This window comes from Ectothiorhodospira shaposhnikovii (assembly GCF_016584105.1).
GTDB lineage: Bacteria > Pseudomonadota > Gammaproteobacteria > Ectothiorhodospirales > Ectothiorhodospiraceae > Ectothiorhodospira > Ectothiorhodospira shaposhnikovii.
Genome location: NZ_NRSM01000014.1, coordinates 17,335 through 29,630 on the forward strand (window position 1 = coordinate 17,335; position 12,296 = coordinate 29,630).

10 protein-coding genes are annotated in these 12,296 nt (G+C 64.2%); 8 read left to right on the forward strand and 2 right to left on the reverse strand.

The features are described from left to right. The first annotated feature begins 210 nt into the window (after positions 1-210). Together CKO35_RS09420 and CKO35_RS09425 are read left to right on the forward strand one after the other, a co-directional pair. Entirely contained in the window at positions 211-1,431 is a 1,221-nt protein-coding gene (locus tag CKO35_RS09420) for a toxic anion resistance protein (protein WP_200175112.1), read from the forward strand. 34 nt (positions 1,432-1,465) lie between these two features. Beyond that, the gene (locus CKO35_RS09425) at positions 1,466-1,828 is read left to right on the forward strand and encodes a hypothetical protein (protein ID WP_200175114.1); all 363 of its coding nucleotides are present in this window, start codon (positions 1,466-1,468) and stop codon (positions 1,826-1,828) included. Positions 1,829-1,856: 28 nt separating this feature from the next. On the opposite strand, the gene CKO35_RS09430 is transcribed toward CKO35_RS09425, so the two are convergent. Both CKO35_RS09430 and serS read right to left on the reverse strand, forming a co-directional pair. Beyond that, positions 1,857-2,819, reverse strand: a complete 963-nt coding sequence (locus CKO35_RS09430; RefSeq protein ID WP_200175328.1) for a thioredoxin family protein — start codon at positions 2,817-2,819, stop codon at positions 1,857-1,859. 70 nt (positions 2,820-2,889) lie between these two features. After that, entirely contained in the window at positions 2,890-4,173 is a 1,284-nt protein-coding gene (gene serS, locus CKO35_RS09435; RefSeq protein ID WP_200175120.1) for a serine--tRNA ligase, read from the reverse strand. Between the two features lie 141 nt (positions 4,174-4,314). Between serS and CKO35_RS09440 the strand changes: the two genes are divergently transcribed. From CKO35_RS09440 to CKO35_RS09465, 6 genes are all read left to right on the forward strand, one after another. Continuing rightward, positions 4,315-5,832 (forward strand): FAD-linked oxidase C-terminal domain-containing protein, encoded by a 1,518-nt coding sequence (locus tag CKO35_RS09440; protein WP_200175127.1) that lies wholly within the window; start codon positions 4,315-4,317, stop codon positions 5,830-5,832. 397 nt (positions 5,833-6,229) lie between these two features. Next, the gene (locus CKO35_RS09445) at positions 6,230-8,155 is read left to right on the forward strand and encodes a propionyl-CoA synthetase (RefSeq protein ID WP_338031780.1); all 1,926 of its coding nucleotides are present in this window, start codon (positions 6,230-6,232) and stop codon (positions 8,153-8,155) included. A 144-nt stretch (positions 8,156-8,299) separates the two neighbouring features. Further along, positions 8,300-9,058, forward strand: coding sequence for a GntR family transcriptional regulator (locus tag CKO35_RS09450; RefSeq protein ID WP_200175132.1), 759 nt, complete (start codon positions 8,300-8,302; stop codon positions 9,056-9,058). A gap of 36 nt (positions 9,059-9,094) precedes the next feature. After that, on the forward strand, positions 9,095-9,991 hold the full coding sequence (prpB, locus tag CKO35_RS09455) for a methylisocitrate lyase (protein WP_200175133.1): 897 nt from the start codon (positions 9,095-9,097) through the stop codon (positions 9,989-9,991). Positions 9,992-9,996: 5 nt separating this feature from the next. Then, positions 9,997-11,151 carry a bifunctional 2-methylcitrate synthase/citrate synthase gene (gene prpC, locus CKO35_RS09460; protein ID WP_200175135.1) on the forward strand — a complete coding sequence of 385 codons (1,155 nt, stop codon included), beginning with the start codon at positions 9,997-9,999 and terminating at the stop codon, positions 11,149-11,151. Positions 11,152-11,272: 121 nt separating this feature from the next. Beyond that, positions 11,273-12,235, forward strand: a complete 963-nt coding sequence (locus tag CKO35_RS09465) for an MBL fold metallo-hydrolase (protein WP_200175137.1) — start codon at positions 11,273-11,275, stop codon at positions 12,233-12,235. The last annotated feature ends 61 nt before the right edge of the window (positions 12,236-12,296 follow it).

The window sequence follows — 12,296 nt, forward strand, 5'->3', positions numbered from 1 at the left end:
TCTCATCAAAAAACCAGATCGGGAATTTACAACAAAACACCAATGATAACCAATATCGTTTCTACAGGTTTCCCAACCACCATCCATCCGTCAGGACGCGAGCGGATGACGACATACGGTATACACTAGGTCCAGGAGAGCATCGTCGCCTCTTCACGGCGACCTTCTCGGGCAATCGATGCGACGTTGGATCAAAGATCTGGAGGCAACATGAACCCCAATCACTCGGAGCCCCCCGCAAACCCGGCGTTCAACCTTTCCCTGCCGCCGGTGGCGGAGGTGGAAACGGAGATCAAACGGGAATCGGACCCTGAGCAGACCATCGACGATCCGGAACTCCTGCGCATTGCGGATACCTTCCTGGCGGAACTGCTGAAAGATCAGGGTCAGGCGGAGATTGACCCTCGCCAACGCCAGGCCGTGGACGAGATGGGGCTGGACATACAGCGTCAGGCGGCCCATCGCAGCAAGCTGCTGCAGACCCCCATCCGCAAACTGGCCCACCAGGGGGATGAGGGCGGGCCGGCGGCCCGTTCCCTCATCGAGCTGCGCACCCGGATGCAGGATCTGGATCCGCGGCATCACAATCTAAGCCGTGAAGGGCTCGGTCGCATCCTGGCCCTGATCCCCGGGGTCGGCACGCCCCTGCAGCGTTATTTCCACAAATTCGAGACCGCCCAGGAAGCCCTGGACGCGATCATCAAGGATCTGGAAGCGGGCAAGGACATGCTGCACCGGGACAATCTCACCCTGAGCGATGACCAGCAGTCCCTGCGGGAGAGCCTGGTTCAGCTCCAGCGACAGATTGCCCTGGGGCGGATCATCGACCGCAAGCTGGCAAGCGAGGCCACCGCCCTACCCCAGGATGCTTCAAAGCGCCGGTTCCTGGAGGAGGAACTGCTGTTCCCCCTGCGCCAGCGGCTCGTCGACCTGCAGCAGCAACTGGCCGTCAGTCAGCAGGGCATCCTCGCCCTGGAGGTGGTGATCCGCAATAACCGGGAACTGATGCGGGGTGTTGACCGGGCCATCAATGTGACCGTCTCGGCCCTGAATGTGGCGGTGACGGTGGCCCTGGCCCTGGCCAATCAGCGGCTGGTGCTGGATCGGGTCGAGGCCCTTAATACCACCACCTCCAACCTCATTGCCGGTACCGCCGAAGCCCTGCGAACCCAGGGGGTGGAGATCCAGAATCGGGCCGCCTCCACGGTACTGGACATGGAGCAGCTCGAATCCGCTTTTGCCAATGTCATCGGCGCCATCGACGAAGTCTCCCGTTATCGCCGCGAGGCCCTGCCCAGGCTGGATGCCCAGATTGATCGTCTGGAGGCGCTGGCGACCCAAGGGGATGCGGCAATCCGTCGCATGGACAGGGGCGATGGGATCGAGATGGACAAGGTGGTGGCCCGCCAGGGCGCAAATGATATCCCTTAGACTAAGTTTCCCTCCCTTCTGATCCGGAGTACCCATGCCACCCAACCCGACCTCCGACCTGCCTGTCCACCATGCGGTGATCGCCTACTTCTGGGCACCCTGGCATCTGCGCCGGATGCCGGGGACCACGCCGGAAGAGCGGATGGCTCGGGCAATCTGGTGCCGCGACCACTGCGCCACCCTGGCGGGACGCTGGCTCCTGCTGGGCTTTGCCCTATGGATGATCCAGATTTCCCCGCTGGGCTTTGTGTTCGTGATCGGAGGCTGGCCGGTGCTGGGCCTGCTGTTCCCGGTCACCTTCATGGTGGGCATCGCCCACCTGGTGGCCCACTTGGTGGCCCAGAAGAAGGCCGGACCGCCTAAGATCGATCCGCCGGTGGATCGGGACGAAGACTGAGCCGCCCAGCCCCGGGTCCGGCCGCGCCCTACCGGGTGCGCCAGCGCTGGAATGACGGATATTCCTCATAACCCCGGGTGAGCACGTATTCCAGCACCGCCTGCAGCCGATGCAGGCGGATCACCGAGTCCACCCGCAGGATCTCCTCTCCCAGTTCATCGAAGAACACCAGGGTGGGGGCGTAAAACAGATCCATCTCCTCGGCCCACTGCCGGGCCGTCAGGCGGCGGCCGTCCGGCGTCACCACCGGGGTGTCGGACCACATGTCCAGTTGCACCACATCGAACAGGGACAAAAGGTCCAGCACCTCGGGATCCCCCAGCGGCTCGGTATGCAGCACGTCGCAGGCATGGCACTCCCCCTGCTCGAAAAACACCACCAGGGGGCGCTCGGCCGCCACCTGAGAGCGGTCCAGCCCATGGGGAGGCGGACGGAAAAAGTCCCGATGATTGAGATCATCCGGGTCAAAGCGCGGCGGTGGATCGGCCCGGGCCAGGTAATCACGGAAGCTCTCGCGCTGGTAATGGGCATCGGCCACGTATTCCAGCGCGGCGCGGAAACGATAGGGAGAGTGGTAGCCCCGCAGGATGAAGACGGGCTCTCCTTCCAGGTCATGGAACAGGAAGGATGGGGTGAAGTTCAGGCGTTGCCGGATAGCGAATTCCCGTTCCGTGAGTGAGCGGCCTTCCAGGGTGGTCATGGTGCGACTGCCCAGCACGTCCAGGGCCACCACCAGAAAATGCCTGCGGGTGTATTCAACGATATCCGGCTGCTGGAAATTGACCTGGAACAGGGCCTCGCAGTAAGGACAGTCATCCATGCCCAGATAGACCACCAGCCCGCGCTTGCCCTCATCGCGGGCGGTCTGAAGGTCCTCGCCCAGATCCAGGAACGACAGGTGGAACCAGTCCGGTGCCTGCAGACCGATGAGCCTGGGGCGGTCATCGATCGGCGGCTGGTCATCGGCGCAGACGGAACCGGACAGGGCCAGAACCAGCCAGCCGAGAATCACTCGGACGAGGCGGGATGACAGTCTCGGCACGGTTCAACCTCCTGCGGGATCAGGCCCCGGGATCAAGCACCGTCATGCCGCCCATATAGGGCTGCAGGGCCGACGGGATGTGAATGCGGCCCTGGGCATCCTGACCATTCTCCACCAGGGCCACCAGGGTGCGGCCCACGGCCAGCCCCGAACCATTGAGGGTATGCAGCAGTTCCGGCTTGCCCGTCTCGGGGTTGCGGCAACGGGCCATCATGCGCCGGGCCTGGAAATCCTCGAAGTTGGAGCAGGAGGATATCTCCCGGTAGCAGTTCTGGGCCGGCAGCCACACCTCGATGTCATAGGTCTTGGCCGCCGCAAAGCCCATGTCCCCGGTGCACAGGGCCATGACCCGGTAAGGCAGCTCCAGCCGCTGCAGGATCGACTCCGCATGGCCGGTCAGCGCCTCCAGGGCATCCCAGGACTCGCCGGGACGCACCAGCTGCACCAGCTCCACCTTCTCGAACTGGTGCTGGCGGATCAGACCCCGGGTGTCCTTGCCGTAGGAGCCGGCCTCGGAACGGAAACAGGGGGTGTGACAGACAAACCGGGCCGGCAAGGCATCGGCCTCCAGAATGCTGTCCCGGGCCAGGTTGGTCACCGGCACTTCCGCCGTGGGGATCAGGTAGTAGCCGGGATCCCCCCCCATGCGGAACAGGTCGGCCTCGAACTTGGGCAACTGGCCGGTCCCCCGCAGGCTGTCGGCGTTCACCAGATAGGGCACGTAGACCTCCTGGTAGCCATGCTCCCGGGTATGCACGTCCAGCATGAACTGGATCAGGGCCCGGTGCAGACGGGCCATGGGACCGCGCAGTACCGCAAAGCGACTGCCGCTGAGCCTGGCGGCGGCCTCGAAATCCATCCAGCCGTGGGGAGCGCCCAGATCCACATGGTCCAGGGGCGTGAAGTCCAGGCTGCGGGGTTCGCCCCAACGGCGCACTTCCAGGTTCTGGGCCTCGTCCCGTCCCACCGGCACGGATTCATGGGGCAGGTTGGGAATCCCCATCATGAAGTCGGACAGGGACTGCTGCAGCTCGTCCAGCCGGGCCTCGCAGGCCTTGAGTTCGTCCCCCAATCGCCCCACCTCCGCCTTCAGGGGCTCGATATCCTCGCCCCGGGCCTTGGCCTGACCGATGGACTTGGAACGGGTGTTGCGCTCATTCTGCAGTTCCTGGGTCCGCACCTGCAGCACCTTGCGCTCGGACTCCATGCGGTTGAAGGCTTCCACCTCCAGGGCAAAGCCCCGGTCGGCCAGACGGGCGGCAACGGTGTCCAGGTCGGTACGAAGGATTTTGGGATCGAGCATGGGATCTTGGTCAGAAATTGAACATTGGATGATTTGATTGAATTCCGGCGATGGTAGCACAGGGCCACGACCGGTGATTGACCCGGACGCCCGCCAGGGAGACACTCGAACCTCAATGCCCGGCAAGCACAAGGAGTCCCCATGGCCGACCATGCCCCCAGTCGGGATCCGCTCTATCCCGACCCCCGTCGCCAGGTTTCCCCGCTGGAACGGGACGCCCTCATCGCGGCCCTGGATCAGGTGCTACCCACGGACGCCCTGCTCCACCACGAAGAGGATCTGCGGCCGTACGAGTGCGACGGCCTGTCCGCCTATCGGCGCCTGCCCCTGGCGGTCATCCTGCCCCATGATCTGGCGCAGGCCCGAGCCGCCCTCGGCATCTGCCGGGAGCGGGGCATCCCGGTGACGGCCCGGGGCGCCGGCACCGGCCTGTCCGGCGGCGCCCTGCCCTTTCCCGACGGCGTGCTGCTGAGCCTGGCCCGTTTCAACCGCATCCTGGAACTGGACCCGGTCCGACGCATGGCCCGGGTCCAGCCAGGGGTCCGTAATCTGGCCATTTCCGAGGCCGCCGCCCCCCATGGTCTCTACTACGCCCCCGACCCCTCTTCCCAGATCGCCTGCTCCATCGGCGGCAACGTGGCGGAGAACTCCGGCGGGGTGCACTGCCTGAAATACGGCCTGACGGTCCACAATGTGCTGGCCGTGCAGATGCTGACCATTGAGGGTGAACTGCTCACCCTGGGCGGCGAGGCCCTGGACAGCCCGGGCTATGACCTGCTGGCCCTGATCCACGGCTCCGAGGGCATGCTCGGCATCATCACCGAAGTCACGGTCAGGCTGCTGCCCAAGCCGGAACGGGCGCAGGTGCTGATGGCGGCATTCGACGACGCCCAGACCGCCGGCGAGGCGGTGGCCGGACTGATCGGGGCCGGCATCATCCCCGGCGGCCTGGAAATGATGGACAACGATGCCATCCGCGCGGCGGAGGATTTCGTGCATGCGGGCTATCCGGTGGACGCCGCCGCCATCCTGCTCTGTGAACTGGACGGCACCGAGGCGGAGGTCTCCGAGCAGGTGATGCAGGTGCGCGACCTGCTGCTGGACAGTGGCGCCACCGAGGTGCGCACGGCCCGGGATGAGCAGGAACGCATGCGCTTCTGGGCCGGTCGCAAGGCCGCCTTCCCGGCGGTGGGCAGGATCTCGCCGGATTACTATTGCATGGACGGCACCATCCCCCGGCGTCATCTGGGCCGGGTGCTGGGCGGCATCGCCGAGTTGTCCCGCGCCTACGGACTGCGGGTGGCCAACGTCTTTCATGCCGGTGACGGCAATCTGCATCCGCTGATCCTGTTCGATGCCAACGTGCCCGGCGAACTGGAAAAGGCCGAGGAGCTGGGTGGACAGATCCTGGAACTGTGCGTGGAGGTGGGCGGCACCATCACGGGAGAGCATGGCGTGGGCATCGAAAAGATCAATCAGATGTGCGTGCAGTTCCAGCCGGCGGAGCTGACCCAGTTTCATGGGGTCAAGGCGGCCTTCGACCCGGAAGGCCTGCTCAACCCCGGCAAGGCGGTGCCCACCCTGCATCGCTGCGCCGAATTCGGTGCCATGCACGTGCATCGCGGACAGCTTCCTTTTCCCGATCTTCCACGGTTCTAGGATACCGGCCGGGCGGCACAATGCCCGGCCACTCACTGAAAAACGTTACCAATCGCTCGACACACTGCAGGGGCGAGCGGTTTTCTTCGCTTTTGAATCCTGGAAAGAAAACACCGAACGAGGTTCTCTGCCGTCACTCCCGCGACAGCGGGAGTCGATGATTTTCAGCCTGTTACGGGATTCCCGCTGGTGCGGCAATGACGGGCTCAGCACATTCCGACCGGCTCGGAACATCCCAAAGGAATGACCTTAGTCCGGAATCCTCATCAGGATTGTTGACACTTTCCAAAAATCCTCTAAGGTCATGCCCTAATCGGATAACCACACGCACCCCGGTGGAGGGTGCGGACACCACAATGCCGCGTAGACGCGGGCAGCACCACCCCCGCCCGGGGCAATACACAAGCAGGAGCGAGTCATGGGTTATGCAGAGGTTTATGCACGTGCAGTAAACGATCCCGAAGGCTTCTGGGCCGAGGCCGCGCAGGCGCTCACCTGGTCAAAACCCTTCGAGAAGGTGCTGGACGACAGTGCCGCCCCCTTCTACCGCTGGTTCGCCGGCGGGGAACTCAACACCTGTTACAACGCCGTGGACCGGCACGTGGAAAACGGCCGCGGCGATCAGACGGCCATCATCTACGACAGCCCGGTCACGGACACCAAGCATCGCATCAGCTTCCGCGAACTGCAGGACCAGGTGGCCCGTTTCGCCGGCGCCCTGGCCGACATGGGCGTCACCAAAGGTGACCGGGTCATCATCTACATGCCCATGGTGCCCGAGGCCCTGGTGGCCATGCTGGGCTGCACCCGCCTGGGCGCGATCCACTCCGTGGTGTTCGGCGGCTTCTCCGCCCGCGAACTGGCCACCCGCATCGATGACGCCACACCCAAGGTGGTGGTCGCCGCTTCCTGCGGCATCGAGCCCTCCCGGGTGGTGAAGTACAAGCCCCTGCTGGACCAGGCCATCGAGATGGCCACCCACAAGCCCGAGCGTACCCTGATCCTGCAACGCCCCCAGTCTCCCTGCGATCTGGTCCCGGGACGGGATGTGGACTGGACCGCGGCCATGGCCGCCGCGGCACCCCATGACTGCGTCCCCGTGTCCGCCACCGACCCCGTCTACATCCTGTACACCTCCGGCACTACCGGCAAGCCCAAGGGCGTGGTGCGTCACAACGGCGGCCACGCGGTGGCCCTGAACTGGAGCATGAAGCACATCTACGGCATGGAACCCGGCGAGGTGTTCTGGGCCGCTTCCGACGTGGGCTGGGTGGTGGGACATTCCTACATCGTTTATGGCCCCCTGCTCTACGGCTGCACCACGGTGGTCTATGAAGGCAAGCCAGTGGGTACTCCGGACCCCGGCGCCTTCTGGCGGGTAATCGAGGAGTACAAGGTGTCGGTGATGTTCACCGCCCCCACCGCCTTCCGCGCCATCAAAAAGGAAGACCCGGCCGCCGAACACCTCAAGCGCTACAACCTGGACCACTTACGTGCCCTGTTCCTGGCTGGCGAGCGCTGCGATCCGGATACCCTGGAGTGGGCGCAGAAAATCCTGCAACGCCCGGCCATCGACCACTGGTGGCAGACCGAGACCGGCTGGGCCATTGCCGGCAACTTCCTGGGCATCGAACAGCTGCCCATCAAGCCCGGCACCGCCGGCAAGCCGACCCCGGGCTACAACGTGCAGATCCTGGATGACAGCGGCAACCCGGCGCCCGCCGGAGAAATGGGACGGATCATGATCAAGCTGCCCCTGCCCCCGGCCTGCCTGCCCACGCTCTGGAACAACGACGGGCGCTTCAAGGAGTCCTACCTGAGTGCCGAACCCGGCTACTATCTCACGGGGGATTCAGGTTACATGGACGAGGACGGCTTCCTGTACGTCATGGGCCGGATCGACGACACCATCAACGTGGCCGGGCATCGCCTGTCCACCGGCGCCATGGAAGAGGTACTGGCCTCCCACCCGGCGGTGGCGGAGTGCGCGGTCATCGCCGTGGCCGATGAACTCAAGGGCTCCCTGCCCATGGGACTGGTGGTGATGAAATCAGGCGTGAACATGGATGCAGCCGCCCTGAGCAAGGAACTGGTGAGCCTGGTACGGGACAGGATCGGCCCGGTGGCCGCCTTCAAGCTGGTGGCGGTGGTCAGTCGCCTGCCCAAGACCCGTTCCGGCAAGATCCTGCGAGCCATCATGCGCAAGATCGCCGACAACGAAACCTACCAGGCCCCGGCCACCATCGATGATCCGGCGATCCTGGACGAGATCCGGGACAGCCTGAACCGGATAGGGTACGCAGAGGCCCGGGAGACGGCCTGAGGCCGAATGACACCCTTCTCCCCGACCGGGGAGAAGGGTTCCTGGCTCCGGTAAACAGGGAAACCCAGGGATTGTCACCAGAAATACCACTTTATCTCCAGGAAAAGGCCTGATACCCTAATATTGTCAACAATCGGACGACATATGCCAGATCTCAACGACCAACTCGGGCAACAGGGCGTCACCTTGGCGGATCGGGTCTTCGCGCGCCTGCGCCAGGCCATCGTCGAAGGCGAGATCCCTTCGGGCACCAAAATCAGCGAACCGGAACTGGCCAGTGAATACGGCATCAGTCGCGGCCCCCTCAGGGACGCCATCGGCCGCCTGGAGGCCTGTCACCTGGTGGAACGTCGCCCCAACGTGGGCGCCCGGGTGGTTTCCCTCACCCAGGAAGACCTGCTGGAACTCTATCTGCTGCGTGAGGCCCTGGAGGGCATGGCCGCCCGTCTGGCCGCGGAACGCATGTCCGGCCGCGACATCGACGAGCTGCGCAAGCTGCTCAGGCAACATCAGGAGCGGGCGGAACTGCAGGAAGGCATTGCCTATTTCCAGACCGAAGGCGATCTGGACTTTCATTACCGCATCATCAAGGCCAGCGGCAATGTCCGTTTGATCAAGCTGCTGTGCGACGACCTCTATCACCTGATGCGCATGTACCGCTTCCAGTTCGGCATGGCCAGTTCCCGGGCACTGATCGCCTTCCGGGAACACGGTCACATCGTCGAGGCCATTGCCGACCGGGACCCGGAAATGGCGGAACTCATCATGCGCCGCCATATCCGCAGTTCACGGATCAACGTGGAACTGCTGTTCGACGAGAAGGCACCCAAGGGAGCCAGGGCCACCCCGGCCATCCGTTCCGCCAGTGCCGATAGCAGCGCCGGCGCGGCCCCTCCGCTCTGATCACCACGCATCATCCCCTCAATATAAGGAGATCCAATGACCGAGCCATCCACGCCAGGCGCGCGTCTGCGTCGCGCCGTTGAAGAAGAGCACCCGCTGCAGGTGATGGGCACCATCAATGCCTATCACGCGATGATGGCCGAACACGTGGGCTACCGGGCAATTTACCTGTCCGGTGGAGGTGTCGCCGCGGGATCCCTGGCCCTGCCGGACCTGGGCATCAGCACCCTGCACGACGTGCTGGAAGATGTGCGCCGCATCACCTACGTGACTGATGTTCCCCTGCTGGTGGATGCGGATACCGGCTTTGGCCCCAGTGCCTTCAATATCGGCCGCACGGTCAGGGAACTGATCCGCGCCGGTGCCGCTGGCTGCCATATCGAGGACCAGGTACAGGCCAAGCGCTGCGGCCATCGTCCCGGCAAGGCCACTGTCACCAAGGACGAAATGGTGGACCGCATCAAGGCCGCCACCGATGCCCGTGACCGGGATTTCGTCATCATGGCCCGCACCGACGCCCTGGCCGTGGAAGGCATGGATTCCGCCATCGAACGTGCCGTGGCCTGCGTTGAGGCCGGTGCCGACATGATCTTCCCCGAGGCCATCAATACCCTGGAGCAGTACCAGCAGTTCGTGGACGCCGTCGGCGTCCCGGTGCTGGCCAACATCACCGAGTTCGGCAGCACCCCCCTGTTCACCACGGAGCAGCTCAAGGGTGTGGGCGTGAGTCTGGTGCTCTACCCGCTGTCCGCGTTCCGCGCCATGAACAAGGCCGCCCTGAACGTGTTCGAGGCCATCCGCCGCGATGGCACCCAGCAGGGAGTCGTCGATACCATGCAGACCCGCATGGAACTCTACGAGCACCTGGGCTACCACGCCTACGAAGAAAAACTGGACCAGTTATACCGCAAAGGCGGCAAAGACGGAGAATGATGAAAATGAGTGAGACCGAAATCACCAAGCCCAAGCCGAAGAAATCGGTTGCCCTGTCGGGCACGGCCGCCGGCAATACCGCCATCTGCACCGTGGGCCGCACCGGCAACGACCTGCACTACCGGGGCTATGACATCCTGGACTTTGCCGATGAGGCGGAATTCGAGGAAATCGCCCACCTGCTGATCCACGGCACCCTGCCCAACGCCGCCGAGCTGGCCCGCTACAAGGCCCGCCTGAAGTCCATGCGCGGCCTGCCCGCCGCCCTTCAGGCCGCCCTGGAGCAGATTCCGCCCTCCGCCCACCCCATGGACGTGATGCGCACCGCCGTGTCCATGCTGGGCACCCTGGAGCCGGAAAAGGAAGACATGAACGTGGCCGGCGCTCGCCTGATCGCCGATCGTCTGGTGGCCTGCCTGGGTTCCGCCCTGCTCTACTGGTACCACTTTGCCCATAACGGCCGCTGCATCGACGTGGAAACCGACGATGACAGCGTGGGTGGTCACTTCCTGCACCTGATGCACGGCAGCACCCCGTCGGAAGCCTGGGTGCGGGCCATGCACACATCCTTGAACCTGTACGCCGAACACGAGTTCAACGCCTCCACCTTCGCTGCCCGCGTGGTGGCCGGCACCAACTCCGACATCTACTCCGCCATCACCGGTGCCATCGGCGCCCTGCGGGGACCCAAGCACGGCGGCGCCAACGAAGCGGCCTGCGACATCCAGCAGCGCTACCACAGCGCCGACGAGGCCGAGGCGGACATCCGCGAGCGCGTCGCCCGCAAGGAGATCGTGATCGGCTTCGGCCATCCGGTCTACACCCTCAGCGACCCCCGCAACAAGGTCATCAAGGATGTGGCCCGACGCCTGTCCGAACAGGAAGGCTCGATGCGCATGTTCGATGTGGCCGACCGCCTGGAGGCGGTGATGTGGGATCTGAAGAAGATGTTCCCCAACCTGGACTGGTTCTCCGCCGTGTCCTACCACATGATGGGCATCCCCACCGCCCTGTTCACGCCGATCTTCGTCATCGCCCGCACCACCGGCTGGGCGGCTCACGTGATCGAGCAGCGTCAGGACGGCAAGATCATCCGCCCCAGCGCCAATTACGTGGGTCCGGAAAACCAGTCCTGGGTGCCGATGGACAAGCGGACCTGAAACTGATGGTCTGACGGTTTGGAAGGCCCCTCTTTCCCGCGTGGAAAGAGGGGCCTTTTTGTCATGAGCCCTGTTTTTTGTACTCTGGGAACATCATCTCAATCACCCGAGGAGTCCCTTGATGAATCAACCCCATTTCCAGGACCTGGACCACGGCATCACCCTCATCGATGCCCAGGTGGTACGTCACAGCCTGGCCGCCAGCTATCTGATCATTGAAAACGGCCGTGCCGCCTTCGTGGAGACGGGGACATCCCACTCCGTGCCGGCGCTGCTCAAGGTGCTGGAACACAAGGGTCTGTCCCGGGAACAGGTGGACTACGTCATCCCCACGCACGTCCACCTGGACCATGCAGGCGGTGCCGGGACCCTGATGGAACAGCTCCCCAACGCCAGGCTGGTGGTCCATCCCCGGGGGGCCCGGCACATGATCGATCCCTCCAGGCTCATTGCCGGTGCCACGGCGGTGTACGGTGAAGAGATCATGGCACGGGATTTCGGTACCATCCTGCCAATCCCCGAGGACCGGGTGATGCAGGCCGATGACGGTGACAGCGTCTCCCTCAATGGCCGGGAGCTGGTATTCCTGGACACCCCGGGACATGCCCGGCATCACTTTTGCGTGGTGGACGAAAAGGGCCGGGGCATCTACACCGGAGACACCTTCGGCATCGCCTATCGGGAACTGGATACCGAGCGGGGGGCCTTTTTATACCCCACCACCACGCCGGTGCAATTCGAACCCGAGGCCCTGCATGCCTCGGTGGACCGGCTGGTGGCCCAGGGGCTGGATTACATGTACCTGACTCATTTCGGACGGGTGGGCGGCGGGGAACTAGGCCGGCTGCAGAGCGAGCAGCATGAGATGATCGAAGAATTTCTGACCCTGGGGCGTGCCCACAGGCGGGACGGCGAAGGCCGGCATCAGGCCCTGTGCGACGGCATGATGGCCCTGTTCGTGAAACGACTGGCCGCCCATGGCTGCCAGCTGCCGGAATCCAGGATTCGGGAACTGCTGACGATGGACGTGGAACTGAACGTGCAGGGGCTGGAGGTCTGGCTGGACAAGCAGCCGGCAGGGTAGGACCGACACTTCGGGCGCCTATCCCCTCTCCCCTTGGGGGAGAGGGGTTGGGGTGAGGGGA

Excerpts from the sequence above, each read along its gene's own strand:
- prpB (WP_200175133.1), top strand. The coding sequence starts at position 9,095 with ATGACCGAGCCATCCACGCCAGGCGCGCGTCTGCGTCGCGCCGTTGAA.
- prpC (WP_200175135.1), top strand. The coding sequence starts at position 9,997 with ATGAGTGAGACCGAAATCACCAAGCCCAAGCCGAAGAAATCGGTTGCC.
- serS (WP_200175120.1), bottom strand. The coding sequence starts at position 4,173 with ATGCTCGATCCCAAAATCCTTCGTACCGACCTGGACACCGTTGCCGCC.
- CKO35_RS09420 (WP_200175112.1), top strand. The coding sequence starts at position 211 with ATGAACCCCAATCACTCGGAGCCCCCCGCAAACCCGGCGTTCAACCTT.
- CKO35_RS09425 (WP_200175114.1), top strand. The coding sequence starts at position 1,466 with ATGCCACCCAACCCGACCTCCGACCTGCCTGTCCACCATGCGGTGATC.
- CKO35_RS09450 (WP_200175132.1), top strand. The coding sequence starts at position 8,300 with ATGCCAGATCTCAACGACCAACTCGGGCAACAGGGCGTCACCTTGGCG.
- CKO35_RS09440 (WP_200175127.1), top strand. The coding sequence starts at position 4,315 with ATGGCCGACCATGCCCCCAGTCGGGATCCGCTCTATCCCGACCCCCGT.
- CKO35_RS09465 (WP_200175137.1), top strand. The coding sequence starts at position 11,273 with ATGAATCAACCCCATTTCCAGGACCTGGACCACGGCATCACCCTCATC.